The organism is Aeromonas sp. 19NY04SH05-1, from assembly GCF_040581895.1.
Classification (GTDB): domain Bacteria; phylum Pseudomonadota; class Gammaproteobacteria; order Enterobacterales; family Aeromonadaceae; genus Aeromonas; species Aeromonas enteropelogenes.
In genome coordinates this window covers 3,618,405-3,633,181 of sequence record NZ_CP095328.1, presented here as the reverse complement: position 1 = coordinate 3,633,181, position 14,777 = coordinate 3,618,405, and the positions used below count along the sequence as shown (strand labels likewise).

The 14,777-nt window shown below is 61.2% G+C and carries 12 protein-coding genes; 2 read left to right on the top strand and 10 right to left on the bottom strand.

The features are described from left to right. Window positions 1–60 precede the first annotated feature (60 nt). The 4 genes from MRK42_RS16625 to MRK42_RS16610 form a co-directional block, all read right to left on the bottom strand. Complete coding sequence (locus tag MRK42_RS16625) at window positions 61–888, bottom strand: SDR family oxidoreductase (RefSeq protein ID WP_338611107.1); 828 nt, start codon at window positions 886–888, stop codon at window positions 61–63. Window positions 889–995: 107 nt separating this feature from the next. Beyond that, window positions 996–2,438 (bottom strand): OprD family outer membrane porin, encoded by a 1,443-nt coding sequence (locus MRK42_RS16620; protein ID WP_338611106.1) that lies wholly within the window; start codon window positions 2,436–2,438, stop codon window positions 996–998. Window positions 2,439–2,928: 490 nt separating this feature from the next. Next, on the bottom strand, window positions 2,929–4,866 hold the full coding sequence (locus MRK42_RS16615; RefSeq protein ID WP_338611105.1) for a methyl-accepting chemotaxis protein: 1,938 nt from the start codon (window positions 4,864–4,866) through the stop codon (window positions 2,929–2,931). A 120-nt stretch (window positions 4,867–4,986) separates the two neighbouring features. Beyond that, a complete protein-coding gene (locus MRK42_RS16610; protein ID WP_338611104.1) occupies window positions 4,987–5,877 on the bottom strand; it encodes a DMT family transporter in 891 nt (296 codons plus the stop codon). Between the two features lie 288 nt (window positions 5,878–6,165). On the opposite strand from MRK42_RS16610, the gene MRK42_RS16605 reads away from it, so the two are divergent. After that, complete coding sequence (locus MRK42_RS16605) at window positions 6,166–7,077, top strand: LysR substrate-binding domain-containing protein (protein WP_338611103.1); 912 nt, start codon at window positions 6,166–6,168, stop codon at window positions 7,075–7,077. Between the two features lie 54 nt (window positions 7,078–7,131). Here MRK42_RS16605 and MRK42_RS16600 read toward each other — a convergent pair whose 3' ends face one another. The 6 genes from MRK42_RS16600 to MRK42_RS16575 form a co-directional block, all read right to left on the bottom strand. Beyond that, entirely contained in the window at window positions 7,132–8,376 is a 1,245-nt protein-coding gene (locus MRK42_RS16600) for a cytosine permease (protein ID WP_338611102.1), read from the bottom strand. 15 nt (window positions 8,377–8,391) lie between these two features. Then, window positions 8,392–8,787 (bottom strand): gamma-glutamylcyclotransferase, encoded by a 396-nt coding sequence (locus MRK42_RS16595; RefSeq protein WP_042028063.1) that lies wholly within the window; start codon window positions 8,785–8,787, stop codon window positions 8,392–8,394. A 63-nt stretch (window positions 8,788–8,850) separates the two neighbouring features. Then, window positions 8,851–9,807, bottom strand: coding sequence for a carbamate kinase (gene arcC / locus MRK42_RS16590; RefSeq protein ID WP_338611101.1), 957 nt, complete (start codon window positions 9,805–9,807; stop codon window positions 8,851–8,853). Between the two features lie 2 nt (window positions 9,808–9,809). Then, window positions 9,810–11,222, bottom strand: a complete 1,413-nt coding sequence (locus MRK42_RS16585) for a DUF1116 domain-containing protein (RefSeq protein ID WP_338611100.1) — start codon at window positions 11,220–11,222, stop codon at window positions 9,810–9,812. Between the two features lie 8 nt (window positions 11,223–11,230). Next, entirely contained in the window at window positions 11,231–12,778 is a 1,548-nt protein-coding gene (gene fdrA, locus MRK42_RS16580; RefSeq protein WP_338611099.1) for an acyl-CoA synthetase FdrA, read from the bottom strand. A 94-nt stretch (window positions 12,779–12,872) separates the two neighbouring features. After that, window positions 12,873–13,538 (bottom strand): isochorismatase family cysteine hydrolase, encoded by a 666-nt coding sequence (locus MRK42_RS16575; RefSeq protein ID WP_338611098.1) that lies wholly within the window; start codon window positions 13,536–13,538, stop codon window positions 12,873–12,875. A gap of 254 nt (window positions 13,539–13,792) precedes the next feature. Between MRK42_RS16575 and MRK42_RS16570 the strand changes: the two genes are divergently transcribed. Further along, window positions 13,793–14,617: a DUF2877 domain-containing protein gene (locus tag MRK42_RS16570; RefSeq protein WP_082791879.1), complete on the top strand. Its 825-nt coding sequence runs from the start codon at window positions 13,793–13,795 to the stop codon at window positions 14,615–14,617. Window positions 14,618–14,777 lie beyond the last annotated feature (160 nt).

The window sequence follows — 14,777 nt, the reverse complement described above, 5'->3', positions numbered from 1 at the left end:
CCAGCGGTTTGCCCCGGCTCGGGGGCGTCGGGCAGGGCCTGGATGGGCTGCTTGCCCGGTTCAGGCCGATTTGGCGAGGATCCGGTCCAGCCAGCGGCTTGGCAACAGGCGGCGCAAGATCGCAAACAGCCGGGTTGGAAAGGTAACGGGGTAGCGATGGCGCGGCCGCTTGCTGGTGAGAGCGTGCAGCAGCGGTGGGATACAGGCTTCGCTTGGCAGGGTAAAACCGCGGGCGCCACCCTCGCGCTCCAGCCGGCTCAGGGTCTGCTGGTAGGCAGCCTGATGGCGGCTTTGCGCCGGTTCGATGTGGCGCAGGAAGGCGGTGCGGGCATTGGCGCGAAAACGGGTGTCGATGGGCCCAGGCTCGATCAGGCTGATATGAACGCCGGTGCCGGCCAGTTCAAGGCGCAGGGTGTCGCTGTACCCCTCCAACGCGAACTTGCTGGCGTTGTAGGCGCCGCGATACTTCATGGCCACCAGCCCCAGCACAGAGCTGTTTTGCACTATCCGCCCCTCTCTTGCCGCCAGCATGGCGGGTAGAACCTGACGGATCAGGTGGTGCCAGCCAAACAGGTTGGTCTCGAACTGCTCGCGCAGCGCCTCGGTCGGCAAGTCTTCCAGTGCGCCGGGCTGGCCGTAGGCACCGTTGTTAAAGAGACCATAGAGGCGCCCTCCCGCCAATGCCAGCGCAGCGCCAGCACCCTGCTCGATGGAGGCGGGATCCGCCAAATCAAGTTGCACTGCCAGCAATCCCGCCTGCTGCAACCGGGTCACATCCTCCGCCTTGCGGGCCGAGGCTATCACGGTAAAGCCGTGCTCCCCCAACGCCTTGGCGGCGGCCAGCCCTATGCCGCTGGAGCAGCCGGTGATCAGCACGAAACGGGACATGAGAACCTTCCTTGTAGCCTGAGGGGAGTCGAGGCGCATGGTAGCCCGAGCGCCGGAAAAAAGAAAACCGGGCCGACTGGCCCGGTTTGCTGACAATCATTGCCTGCTTACATGATGGTAAACGGCATGATGATGTGGAACTTGACGTCCTTCTCGGCTGCAAACACGTTGGGATATGCCCAGCTAGGCAAATCGTTGTTGTAGTCGGTGTAGTGCAGCTTGAACAGGGTGCCTTTCAGCTTGCCATCCTGCACGGTATAGCTGACATCGAAGTTGGCTGCCCACTCGGTATCTTCACCTGAGGCATGTTTCTTCCCTTGACCATCTTCAATACCCCAGCCGTAGGCACCGGATACACCCACAGACCAGCCCGGAGCACCCACCAGATCATCCAGGGAGCGAGTCACGCCGAAGAACACGGCTTTCTCGTTGTTGGCGTTCCAGTCGGAGCGGGAATCCCACCAAATCTCGTTGGCGCCCTGGGAGTTGGCGTAGCCGCGGGTCAGACGGGGCAGGTAGTTGCCTTCATCACCCTCAGCCTTGGTCCATAGACCTTCCAGACGGAAGCCATATTGGGCGTAGTTCCAAGCGGCGGTCAGTGCTTGTTGCCATGCAAGGCCATCATAGGTCTGACCTGAGTCACCGCCATCGACCGCACTGGCATCGAAGTCAGAAGTTTCGGAACCGTAGAACTGGTAGCTGGTGGAGAGGCCACCCAGTACGTCAAACTTGTGGGCCAGTTTGAAGTGGTAGCTGTCCATGTAGCCTTCGGACTGACCGAATGAGCCAGTAACAGCAGTGCCGTTTTCGAAGGTATAACGAGCGGCAAGACCGTGGATGTAATCGATTCTGTATTGATCTTCCTGCGGGCTATAGTTTTTAACCCAAGGTTTGGACTTGGCGCGAGAGAAGATCTGGGTTTCCTTAAACCAAGGTGCTTTGTACTCGTCGGCGATGGCATAAGTCAGGTAGAGACCACCGAAGTTACCTTCAATTTGCCCACCACGGTAGGTACCTGGTTGATAGGACCAGTTGACCCCGATGATACCAGGCACATACAGCTGGGTGTAACCTGCTTTGGCGGTCAGGGCTCCGTCCAGAAGTTTCAGCTTCAATGCCGCGTTGGTAAGGCTGAAACCATTGTCGGGATTGCCATCCTTGTAGTTGTTATCCCAGTTTCTGCCGGCGAAAGAAAATTCATTTTCTTGGTTGGCAGGGGAGCGATCATCTGTGAGATCGTAAGCTGCGTAGCCTCCCAGATCCAAACCTACTACATCCCATGCATAGCCAGAATTGAAGTTAAGGGCTGCTTGGGTAGTGGCGTGGCTCAGGTTGGATTCATATTGACCTGAGTCTGCATCTCTGCGATCACGATCACGCTGGAAGTAGAAGAGGCCGCCAGTCAGTTTGGAATCATTGACGAAGGCTTCATAGGATTTGCCGTATTCCGGGCTCATCATGTCCTGGGCTGCCAACGCCATACCGGGGGCGACCAGCGCGGCCACCACAGCGGCACTCAAAGCGGCGCGCTTGAAGATCACTTTTTCCATTTCTATTGCTCCTGATTTTATGGACTTAGCTTTTTTGTTCCGGCAGTTGGCAGCAGGCCTACCGCGCGGTATTGGCATTGCAATCAAAACCCCGAAGGGCAAAAAAATCGTTGTATCTGGTCTGCAGCCGCGACGTCTTGGCACATCTGCGGTGGGCAGCTCTGTTCATCACTAATTGTGTTTTTTGTGTTCCGATCCTTGGCTATCGGACAACTCAAGAGTACGTTCGCGGTGCGAAATATCAATTAAAAGTTCCCACCAAGTTTCAAAAATATGACCGAGTGCAAATAATCGTGACGGCCGCTCTCATACCGTTTAATCCCCCGTATGACGGCAATGAGAACGTTTTCTTGCTTGCCGTCAGGGTGGTGGAACCTACGTATCCTGCAGGGTTATGCCGGTGCGGGTATAACCCGTATGCAACATATAATTTTGCGATACAAAAAAACTCACTCCGCCATGGCGGAGTGAGTAGGGAGAATGATGCGGATCAGCCTTGCTGGCCGAGGATGCGGGGGATCTGCCGGGCCTGGTGATGGATGTGGGATGAAACCTGGACCGACAGCTGGCTGACCTGATGCGCATGTTGATGGATGCGGGCGATCAGGTCGGCAAAGCTGGCAAGCTTGTGTTCCTGACTTTTGGCGTTGTCCGCCCCCTGCAGGGCGATCACCGCCGTGTTGCGGGCTATTTCCCGCACCGCCAGGGTGGTCTGGCGCAACTGTTCGGCCTGGACCCGCTGGCTGCCGGATTCGCTGGTGATGCGGGTCAGCACGGTGGCAAGTTGCTCACCCGAGTGGGTCAGCCGTTTCAGTATGTCGGTGATCTGGTCAAGGGAACGTTGGGTATGGGCCGAGAGCGTGCGCACTTCATCCGCGACCACGGCAAATCCCCGCCCGGCTTCACCGGCCCGGGCTGCTTCAATGGCGGCATTGAGGGCCAGCAAGTTGGTCTGCTGGGCGATGTGGCCAATGACATCGACGATGGCGGAGACCTCGGTGACCGACCCCCTGAGCGCGCGCAGGGCCTCGTCGCTCTCGTCGATGGCGAGCCCGGTCTGATGGGTGGCGTGCAGCATATTGCCGACCAGCCCTTCGCTCTCGCTCATCGCCTGTTCGTTGTGATGGGCATGCCGGGCTATCTCGGCTGCAACCTGATGCACTTCGCTGGCCAGCTGGTTGAGCTCTCCCATCATCTGACCGCTCTCGTCGACCACCTGCTCCGTGGTACGGGTACTCTGGTGGATTTCATCGACCTGATTGACCATGCCCTGCAGGCTGGTTGAGACCGCAGACAGCTGGCCGGCCTTGTGTTTTTGTTCCTGCTGCAGGCGTCCGATCAGACGGTTGTAGCTGGCGACGATATCCGCCAGTTCGTTGCGCTCGCGCCCCGTCGGCAGGGGATCGGCCTGGCCGGTCTGATCCAGTAGCAGGAAGGCGCTGCGCAACCGCAGCAGTGGCCTGAGCAGCCAGCGGCGCTGCACCAGGGCAAACAGCAGCGCGACCAGCACCAGACACAACGCCAGGGAACTCAGTATGGTGGCAAGGTGGCGGGTCACCGCCAGACGCGCCTGGGCGAGCTGTTCTCCCATCTGCCCGGTTGCCTGCAGCATCTGCAAGATGTCCTCCTGTATCGCCTGACGGCCCGCCTGTTGCTGCCCCAGCGCCTTGCTGCTGTTGGCCAGCTCCTGTGGGTAACGTTTGATCAGCGACAGCAGTTCGCTACGGGGCTGCTCACCCAGCTCCTGGCGCTGCGGCTCACCCAGGGTGAATTCATCGGTCGGTGCCTCTTCATAGCGGCCGAGCAGAGGCAGGGCTTGCAGCTGCTCCGCCTGTTTTTGCAGGGCGTCCAGTTCGAAGCGGATCCCCTCGAGCAACTTGTCGCGGCCCTGCGCCATGTAACGCTCGCGCAGATGGGCGAGTCCCGGCAGGCTGGCCAGCACGGTGGCGGCTCCCTCCCGGTATTGCCGGGCGACTGACCCTTGCTCGTCGGAGTTGCCCGAACCGGCGTAACGCAACAGGGCAATAGCCTGGCCAGCGAGCTCGTTTTCGGCATGTTGCAGCAGTGACTGGCTGTTGCCGGAGAGCTTGCCGGCGGCAAGATAGTCGTGCGCGATCCGCTGCTCCATCGCTGTCAGCTGCTGGCGCAGTGGCTCTGCCAGAGCATCGGGTTGTCCCGTCAGGCTTTCCAGCGCTTGCTGGCGCAGCGCCTGCGCGTCAGTGAGTCGTTGCGGATCGCCACTATCCAGATAGGCGCGCAGGGTATCTTGCAGGGAGACGGTGATCAGTTGCTGGCGAGCCTCATGCTGCTGTTGGGCGAGATTGCTCTGGCCCAGTTGCTGCCAGCCGTGAAGCAGGGCCAACGCCTGCCCTCCAGCAACCAGCAACAAGACGAGGGAGGAGAGGGTGGCGTAATGGGCGATTTTCACTGTGATCTTCCTGTATGCACAGACCATGGGGAGCATGGCGTGAGGCTAAACAGGATGCGTGGCATTTTTATGACAGGAGCCTTGCGCGCCTTGGTGGCAAGGGCGCCAGGCTCTCGACCGTTACTTCGGGTGTGCCGTTGCCAGTGCCGGGGTGGTTCGTTTGCCCTGCATACCGAGCAGGGCCCCCCCCATGATGAGAGTGCCGGCCAGCAGGTGGCGGGGTGTGAGCTGCTCGCCGTTGAGCAGCACCAGTAGAAGAGTACTCAACAGTGGCGTGAGATAGGCAAGGGCACCGATCCGGCGTGGATCTCCGTCCCGCAGCGCCAGATACCAGGTGACGAAGGCGGCCCCCATGGGACCGATCGCCAATCCGATGATAAGCCACCAGTCACCGGCCGGGATCCGGGCAAGGGGCAGGGGCCCCTCCTGTAGCCAGGCCAGCAGCAAGGCTAGCAAGCCGGCGGGCAGGCAGGCTGCCGCCGTCACGACCGCCGGCGCCGGAGGAAGCCGGCGTGAGAGTACGGAATAGCCGCCCCAGATGATGGCGGCGCCGAGTGCCAGCAGATAGCCGGGCAGGTAGGCCTGTTGCAGTTGCAGCTCACCATTGACCATCACCAGCACGGAGCCAGCCAGGCCGAGCGCTCCGGCCAGTAGGTGGCGGGCCTGCAGTGGGTGACCCGGCAGCATCAGGGGGGTGAACAGTATGATGCACAGCGGCCACAAGTAGTTGATGAGGTTTGCCTCCAGCACGGGAGCGTGGCGAAAGCTCATGAACAGCAACAGGTGGTAGAACAAGAGGGCAGTCACAGTGACCAGCCAGGTGAGAGGGCTGGCTCGCCACTGGCGCCAGAATGGCAAGGCCCCTACGCCGCAAAACAGTAGCACCAGACCCACCAATACCAGTGGCGACACGCTGGTGACTCTGGAGGTGAGTGCCGCCAGAGAGGCCCACAGCAGTATGGTCAACAGGGCGAAACCGGTGGACCTGTCCCACCAGGAAGAAGCAGACATCCAACACTCCTTTGCAAGATGCACGACATGATAAAAAAGAGGGCCAGTCTAGCAGAGCGATTCTGTTTTCGGTGACGGGGTTTTTATCCAAAAAGCGTAAAGGCCATAGAACTGGCCGTATTCTGGCCATCGGTGATCTGGCAGATGCCTGATCATGGCCAGAAATAACCCCAAATGCATGTGGAAAAGTGACCTGCTTTGGGTAGCTTTTTCTGTCTTGATGGCGGTGGTCAAAAAACTGGATGACTGGTGATGTTATATTACGCTCCCGAAAAGGAGCTGTTTTGCATGGTTATTACCGCCGACGCGATCAAGGTTGTTATTGTCATTGCCCGCTGTGGCAGTTTTGCCGCCGCTTCCCAGGAGTTGCACAAGGTACCCAGTGCTCTCAGTTACACCCTGCATAAGCTGGAAGATGCCCTCGGTGTCAGTCTGTTCGAGCGCCAAGGCAAGCAACTGGTGCTGACGGAGGCGGGTTACCACTTTATCAAGCGCGGGGAGCTGATCCTGGGCGAGCTTGGCAGCCTCGAAGATTCCACCCGCCTGATTGCCATGGGGGTTGAACCCGCGATTCGCCTCTCTTTTAACAACATCCTCTCGCTGGCGCCTCTCACCCCCTTGCTACGTGAATGTGAGGCTCTTTTTCCCCAGACTGAGATCCAGCTCGCCATCGACGTGCACGATGGGGTGTGGGATGCCCTGCTGGCCAAGCGGGCCGATATCGCAGTAGGGGCGCCCAATCAGGTAATTGCCAATAGCGAGATCGGCGCAGAGCCGATGGGGATGGTGGAGTGGGTGTTTGCCGTGAGCCCGCGCCATCCGGTGGCACAATTGCCCCAGCCCCTGACCGAGCGAACCCTGCGCCGCTATCCGGCCATTTGCATTCGTGATACCTCGGTGCAGCTCAAGCCCAAGGAGGCCTGGCTGCTGCGTGGTCAGAAGGCGCTGCAGGTGCCTGATTTTCACAGCAAGCTGGCGCTGCAGGCTGAAGGGGTCGGTATCGGTTTTGTGCCGCGTCACTTTGGCCAGCCACTGATTGATGACGGTCGTCTTCAGGTGATGACAGTAGAGTCGCCGAAACAGCCGACCCCACTGTTTCTGGCTTGGCAGCGCCAGCATACGCGTCCCTGCTTTAGCTGGTGGTTGCGGCAACTGCGTGATCCGGCCTTGCAGCAGGGGTTGCTGGGGCCACTCGGCTAGCGCTGGTTCTGCTATGAAAAGGCCGCAGATGCGGCCTTTTTGGTATGTGAGGGCTCAGTGAGCCTGTTTATCGGCGAGCAGTGCCGGGCGACGACTTAGCGCCAGATAACCGAGGCTTGCCACCAGAATGGAGTCCAGCGACGGGATCATGGTCAGAGTGATGACGCCGTTGGCGGTCAGGAAGCCGACCAGCGAGCCGAGGATCCAGACCACAAAGGTGCTCCATTTGATGGGTGGTTCCTGGGCCAGCAGTCGCTCGTCGTAGCCCTGGCTGCGATAGCGCAGGAAATCGGCGATGTAGATGCCGGCCACCGGCGGGGTGGCAATGCCCAAAAAGAGCAGGAAGGGGATAAACCAGCTCATGATGTCCATGCTGCCGACCAGGGTCGCCAGTGCCCCCAGCGCTACGGTGATCTGCCACTTGGGGATGCGCTCAAGCAGGGTGGAGACCACCAATGTCCCCTGGAACATGTTGCCGGCGTTGCCGGTGACGCAGGCAAAGACCAGTAACAGTGCTGCCGGCAGTGCCGCACCGAGTGGCGCCATGGCACCCAGCAGGGAACCTTGACCCGTGATGTTGCTCGGGGTGGCACCAGCCCAGAACAGGAGCGGGTAGGCGATCATAAAGGTGAGCGCTGCGGCGATCAGGGCATGCTTGCGGTTATGCACGAAGCTGCCGAAATCGGGCAGGGTGGCCACCAGAACTATGATGGTGCCGACCACGCTTGAGACCGCAACACCGGTCTCCATACTGCTCAGGGCATCGCCAATGGGAGCGGGCGGGGTGTCGAGCACCACGCTCAGGATGTAGCAGAGCATCAGCGCAATCACGGGCACGGCCAGCTGGGCCACCTTGCCGAGCACGGCAAAGCCGAAAGCAGTCGATACGGTGAAGATCACGCATCCCATAGCCACCAGCAGGGGCGCTGGTACCGACCAGCCCTGCTGGGCGAGCAGATCCTGCACCGTGTATCCGAACATGTTGGCGGTGACCGAGATCCAGCCAAACAGGCTGATGGCCATCAGGATGTTGATGGCAGTCGCCCCCTTGTTGCCAAAAGAGAACTTGACGATGCCATAGGTTGGCAGTCGGGCTTTTTCTCCCACGCTGATGGTGATGGCAGAGAGGATGGTCAGGATCAGTCCCCCCAGCGCCACGACGCTGACGAGTTGCCCCTCCTGCAACTGGTTACCCAGACTGGATGAGGAGAGAAGCACCGGGGTCATGGCGATGCCCAGCAGGATCATGGTGATGTGCAGGCCGGATGCCGTTCCCGGGCTCGTGTCGGTTTTGCGCATGATGAACTCCTTTGCTTAGTCGATGTGGTGGTGACCTGTGTAATTGCGCCAGCCGCCGGTTTCGGTGATCTCCCGCTGTCCCTCGACCAGCCAGGGCTCGGCCAGTACGCCCAGCACTTCCTGACCATCTTTCAGGGTGACCTTGCCAATGGAGAGGCCGGCGGGTTCTTTTTGCAGGATGTTGCCAAGTCCGGCAGGCGGCACAGCCCACAGCTCCAGGGCAATCTCGGCCCCTTCACCGGGGAAACGAACCATGCCGGGGTGGCGATCGCCGATGCTCCAGCAGCGGTAATCCGCAGTGGTGGCTGACTCGGCGACAAACTCGGCGCCGACGGCCAGCATGTTGGGATTCAGCTCCAGGCCGCGCATCAGGGTGCCGTTGACTGCGAGCAGAACTTTGTTATCAGACATGAGTACTCCTTAACGTGTGTGGTGATATGTGTCTCGTAGCGGGGCACCCGGCCCCGCCTGTCATCAGTGACCCAGAAAACGGGTGCCGGCCTGGCCAAGTACCGCCTTCCCCATGGAGGGCGGATTGGTGATAAGACCCACCCCGCCCGGACAACTTTTGAGGTAGCTCAGCATGGCCTCCACCTTGGGGCCCATGCTGCCGGCACCGAAGTGACCGTCGGCCAGCAGTTGTGTTGCTTCGGCAAGGTTCAGGTTCTCGAGCCAGCGCTGCTCCGGCGTGCCGAAATGGATGGAGACCTGCTCGACACCGGTCGGGATCAGCAGCATGTCGGCCTGCAGCTCGATGGCGAGCAGGGCAGAGGCGCGATCCTTGTCGATGACCGCTTGTGCGGCTCGCAGAGAGCCGTCCTCGTCCCTCACCACCGGAATGCCGCCACCGCCGCAGGCAATGACCAGCGCATCCTGCTCAAGCAGGGCGCGGATGGTGGGGGACTCGACGATGCCAAGCGGTGCCGGGGAGGCAACCACCCGCCGCCAGCCACGGCCGGCATCTTCGGCAATCTGCCACCCTTGCTCGGCCGCCAGCTGCTCGGCGATCGCCTGGTTCATGTGTGCGCCTATGGGTTTGTCGGGATGCGCAAAGGCCGGGTCGCGGCGATCGATCAGAGTCTGGGTGACCAGCGCGATGACCTTGGTCTGTGCCAGTCCACGGCGTTGCAACTCGTTACCCAGGGCGTTCTGGAACATAAAGCCGATGGCGCCCTGGGTATCGCCGACGGCGTACTCGAGCGGCACGGTCGGTACTTCAGCGCTGGCCAGTTCGCTTCGGCGCAGGATAAAGCCCACCTGCGGCCCGTTGCCGTGGGTCAGCACCACCCGCCAGCCAGCGGCAATCAGGTCAGCCACATGGCGAGCGGTCTCGGAGACCGCGTCGTACTGTTGGTCAAGGGCCACTTCATCACGGCTTTTGATCAGGGCATTGCCGCCCACGGCGACGACGGCGAGTTTTTTCTTCTGCATGTTTATGACTCCAGTTCGTCGGCGATGGCCGAGAGGGCTGTAACGAAGCAGGCGAGCGGCGCTGTGGTGATCCCCGCACCAATCTGGCCGACACCGGCCTGCTTGTGGGCGATCCCTGTGTTGATGACCGGCAGTATGTTGCGATCCACGACCTTGCGGGCGTCGATGCAAGTGGCCGAGCCGGCAAAGTTGAGCGCAGGCAGGGTAAAGGCCGGGTGCTGGGCCAGGGTGATCTGCTGCATCGCCATGCTGTGGCCGATGGCATCGGCCGGGGTACCGCCGACGAACTTGACGATGGCAGGGGAGGCGGCCATGGCGAATCCGCCGATCCCTGCCGTTTCGGTAATGGCGGAATCCCCAAGATCGGCGGCCGCATCATCGACGCCGTACCCCGGGAAGAAGAGGCCGTTGACCGGATTGGCCGGAGCCTGGAACCAGCGATCGCCGGTGCCGGAGAGGCGGATGCCGAAGTTGACGCCATTACGGGCCATCACGGTCACCATGGTGCTGTGAGGCACGCCGTGCGCCGCATCAAGCATCACCTTGCAGGCAGCCATCGACAGGTTCAGGAAGAAGTGATCGTTGGCGGCGATGAACGCCAGCACCTCGGGCCCGCGGGCCAGACTGGCGAGAGTTGGTGCGAGGCGCTTGAACAGCAGACCACTGGCCGCGGCGTTGCGGTTATGGCACTCGTCTCCCATGTGCAGGGCCTGGGCGATCAGCGGCTTGAGCTCAATTTCACCGCACTGTTCGAGCGCGGCAGCCAGAGTCGGGGCCAGCACGTCGCCCATCCAGCGCAAGCGAGTCAGCACTTCGTCGCTGTTGGCGCCAAAGCGCAACACCTTGCCGAGCCCTTCGTTGAAGTTGCAAAACGCGCGGTTGCCGTGGGCGCAGTTCTCCACCACCCAGACCGGCATGGAGGGGCTGATGATGCCGGACATGGGGCCGACCGCCTGATAGTGGTGGCAGGGCTCGAGCGCAACATCGCCCCGCGCGGCCATGGCCATGGCGCTGTCGACATCCGGGGCCCAGCCTTCGAACACGATGGCGCCGGCGATGGCGCCCTGCATCGGGCCGCACATTTCGCTCCAGTCGATGGGAGGGCCTGCGTGCAGAATGCGGCGCTTGCCGCGTAGCGCCGCGATTTCGCGGCTGGCAACGCTCACGCCGATCAGTGAGGGTTGGGCCTCGAGGTAGCGTTGCATCGCCTGCTCGTTGGCAGCCTGAATACGCGGATCTTCCAGCAGGGTGGCCAGCGTCCAGTTGGCGGCATCATCCCCCTCGGCGACCGGCTGCCAGGCCAGATGCAATACCTGGCCACTGGCGTCGATCAGATTGTCGGAAAAGCTCTGCAGGCCCAGACCGAGTACCCGGAGCGGTTGTTGAAACAGGGGATTGGCGGATTGAATGCTCATCTTGATTCTCACTTCAGTTGCAGGGCCAGTCGGGCGGCGAGCTGGGCGGCTTGCATGTTGCTTTGGGCGATCAATACGCCAGCCTCGCGCAGACGATCGATCTGCTGCTGGCGCGGCTGGGGATCGAGTTCTGTACCGCAGACGTGGGCGATGGCGATAAGCTGGCGTCCGGTCTGTTCGGCCTCGTGGCGGGCACGCGCCAGCGTGGCGAGCAGCTCACCGGTAGGATCTAGGCTGGCGCCATAGCCCAGCACCACATCAAACAGCAAGATGGCGGTAGAGGGATCGGCGGCTTCCTGCAACAGGCGGGCGTTGCGCAGGGTCGGGTCGATCATGGGATGGGGGCGACCCTGGGTGAATTCGTCATCCCCCATGTCCACCAGACTATGGCCGTAACCACGGGCGGGGTCTTGCAGCGTACTCGCTCCCTTGACCGGCGCGTTGGATTCGCAGGCGAGACCGGCTGTGATGAGGGCAAGCTGGGCTTCGTAACAGAAGGTGCCCCCGGCAAAGATGCCGCGAATATCCCGCTGCCCTGGTGCCATGGCGCCGAGTGCGCTTTGCACCTGATCCAGTGCTGAGTCATCAAGGCTGGTGGAGGAGGGCAGCGGTTCATCGCGCAGGATGGCGACGGCCACATCGGCTGCATGTTGCAGGCTGGCGGCAGGGATGACACCTTGCGCTGCCAGCGCGGCGCAGTCGGCGCCAAGGAAATGCACTACGACCGGTTTGCCGCACTCGCGGGCCAGGGCCAGTACCTGCTGGCTCACCGCTTCTGCGGGTGGCTTGGAGATGAGGGTGATCAGGCGGGTGTCGGGGTCTGCTGCCAGCATCCGGAGCGCCTGCTGCATGCTCAGGCCGCCGATCTCCTCGTGCAGATCACGCCCGCCGGTGCCAAGCGCCTGGGAGACGCCTTCACCCAGATGATGAATGCGGCAGCTCACTTCTTGCAGACCGGTACCGGAAGCCGCCACCAGACCGATAGTGCCGCGGCGTACCACGTTGGCAAACCCCAGCGGCATACCGTTTACGATGGCAGTGCCGCAATCAGGCCCCATCACCAGCAGGTCTTGCCGGGCAGCAAACTCCTTGATGGCGAGCTCTTGTGCTTCGGGCACATTGTCGGAAAACAGCATGACGTTCATGCCAAGGTGCAACGCTTTGAGCGCCTCGGCGGCGGCGTAGCGACCGGGTACCGAGATGAGGGCGAGGTTGGCGTCGCTGTCGCGCTCCTTGCCCATGGCCAGGGAGGTAGCGGGACGCTGGCCCACGGCACCGGGGGCGTCGTCGACCGGTGCCGGACGCAGCAGTTCGTCGGCCAGTGCCAGTGCCTGCAGGCCAATGGCTTCATCGGCCAGCAAGGCGATCAGCAGATCGCTGGGTTTGGCCACCACGGAGAGCGCCATCCCCGCATCGCGCATCCGATCGAGGTTGGCCTCGGTTGCCATGGCGACCGAGGCCTGACGCACGCCCTCCAACCCGCTCAGGCGGGAGGAGATCTGCATCAGCGAGACGGAGTCCTTGTAGAGATTTGAATAGATTTTGTAATGCAACATGCCGGTGTTTCCGTAATTAACGGGTGTAGAAGGCCCGGACCCGGTCACGGACCCTCTGTCAGTCAGTAGAGAACGGGGCTGTGAGCCCCCGGGGTCAGCCCTTGAGGGCGGTGACCACGTGTGCGGAATCGCTGACCCAGCCGACGATGGCGCCCTGGGCCTGGATCATCTCGAGGGTGACCCGGTGAAATTCGGGGAAGTAGGAGGCGCAGCAATCGGCCGGGATCAGCAGCTCATAACCGCGGTCGTTGGCTTCACGGGCGGTGGTCTGCACACAGACCTCGGTGGTGACGCCGCAGATGATGAGCGAGCGGATGCCGCGCGCTTGCAAAATCAGGTGCAGGTCGGTGGAGTAGAATGCCCCCTTGCCCGGCTTGTCGATCACCGGTTCGCCCGCGATGGGATAGAGCTCCGGGATGATGTCGTGTCCCGCTTCCCCTTGCACCAGAATGCGGCCCATGGCGCCTTGCTCACCGATGAAACGCTTGCCGCCGCGAACCAGCTTGGCGGGCAGACAGTCGGTCAGATCCGGGCGGTGGCCTTCGCGGGTGTGGATGACCAGCATGCCGTTGGCACGGGCTGCGTCGATGACCTTGCGGCAGGGGTCGATGGCCCGTCGCACAAGGGAGACATCGTTCCCCAGGGCATGGCCAAATCCATTGGGCTCGACGAAATCACGCTGCATGTCGATCACGATGAGGGCGGTGGTGGCCGGGTCGAAAGTGAAATCGAAAGGCTGTGCACTGATACGCTTGTTCATGGTGTTCTCCTACGGGATGGATGATTCATGTGGCCAGTCTATGGAGGGCTAAGCGGGGCTGCGCAGAAAGAAATTGGCTCCAACCAACAAAAGATTTGAGGGATGGCATTTCACCACGGTGGCACAATGGCGCAAACCGCGATCACCACTGGTGTTGCGCCAGGGCAGGCCTCCATTCCTCCGGATGTGACTATCGATAAAGAGGATCCCGGAACTGTGATCTGCTTCGCCAATCTGTATTCAAGGAGCTTCTTTTGTCGTTCTTTTCCCTTTCCGCAGTGCGGGGTTGTGAACGTGTTCGGGCCATTCCTGTTTCGAGTATTCTGACCGTGCACTCCCGCTTCGAGCGCAGTTGTAATCTGGTCTCATGCCAGGGGGAATGGCTCACGCTGCTGGTATGCGACATGCCGTTGCCTCCAGCAGGGGTGGTGCTTGCAACGAGGCAGCTACCCGATGCATTGCAACCGGGTAGCCGTTGGCGCTGGTGCGGGAGTACGCTCCAGGGGGGTGACGGCGAGATCGCATTAACCGGTTGCCGATGGCACTCGACTTGCCTGACTGGTGAACGAACCCTGGGCACAACCCTGTTGTCTGCACTGGATCACTTCTTGGTGCAGAATCCTCCTGCTGGCGGCTTCTGGGCGCAGTGGCATGGCAAGGATCGTGACTATCTGACCGCATCGCTGGCGATGCTGGAGAACGGGTTGGGGGGAGTGGAAGACGAGCTGACCCCGGCACTCATTTCCTTGCTCGGTTATGGCCATGGTTTGACCCCATCCGGCGATGATTTTCTGTTGGGAGTGTTATTTGCGCTGGAGAACCAGGCCCATCCACGTCGTGACGAGCTGATCGTCGTCCTGAGCTCACTGCTTGGTCGCACGACGGACATTAGCGCAGCCATGCTGAGATGGGGAGCCGCAGGCCATTATGGCGAGCGTTTGCTGCAACTGGCGGCAGCGCGAGGAGATGACATCTTCACGGCCATCGAACAGGTTGCCGATTATGGTCACTCATCGGGTCATGACATGCTGTGCGGTGTTCGATATGCGCTGAGCCTTGCCCGTGAACGGGCAAGATAGCTACGGCTTGTCGCAGATGGGTCGGATACGGAATATTGCTACATTTCCTGGAGTGGCTTGAGGGCCATCACGTCACGGCTGAATATTCACAGATTGTTCTGAGCCAAAATGACCAAGGGGTTGGCATCATGACGATGCCAACCCCTTGTTTTGTATGGCG

Coding starts and splice junctions, on each gene's coding strand:
- MRK42_RS16625 (WP_338611107.1), bottom strand. CDS start 888: ATGTCCCGTTTCGTGCTGATCACCGGCTGCTCCAGCGGCATAGGGCTG.
- MRK42_RS16620 (WP_338611106.1), bottom strand. CDS start 2,438: ATGGAAAAAGTGATCTTCAAGCGCGCCGCTTTGAGTGCCGCTGTGGTG.
- MRK42_RS16610 (WP_338611104.1), bottom strand. CDS start 5,877: ATGTCTGCTTCTTCCTGGTGGGACAGGTCCACCGGTTTCGCCCTGTTG.
- MRK42_RS16605 (WP_338611103.1), top strand. CDS start 6,166: ATGGTTATTACCGCCGACGCGATCAAGGTTGTTATTGTCATTGCCCGC.
- MRK42_RS16600 (WP_338611102.1), bottom strand. CDS start 8,376: ATGCGCAAAACCGACACGAGCCCGGGAACGGCATCCGGCCTGCACATC.
- MRK42_RS16595 (WP_042028063.1), bottom strand. CDS start 8,787: ATGTCTGATAACAAAGTTCTGCTCGCAGTCAACGGCACCCTGATGCGC.
- arcC (WP_338611101.1), bottom strand. CDS start 9,807: ATGCAGAAGAAAAAACTCGCCGTCGTCGCCGTGGGCGGCAATGCCCTG.
- MRK42_RS16585 (WP_338611100.1), bottom strand. CDS start 11,222: ATGAGCATTCAATCCGCCAATCCCCTGTTTCAACAACCGCTCCGGGTA.
- fdrA (WP_338611099.1), bottom strand. CDS start 12,778: ATGTTGCATTACAAAATCTATTCAAATCTCTACAAGGACTCCGTCTCG.
- MRK42_RS16575 (WP_338611098.1), bottom strand. CDS start 13,538: ATGAACAAGCGTATCAGTGCACAGCCTTTCGATTTCACTTTCGACCCG.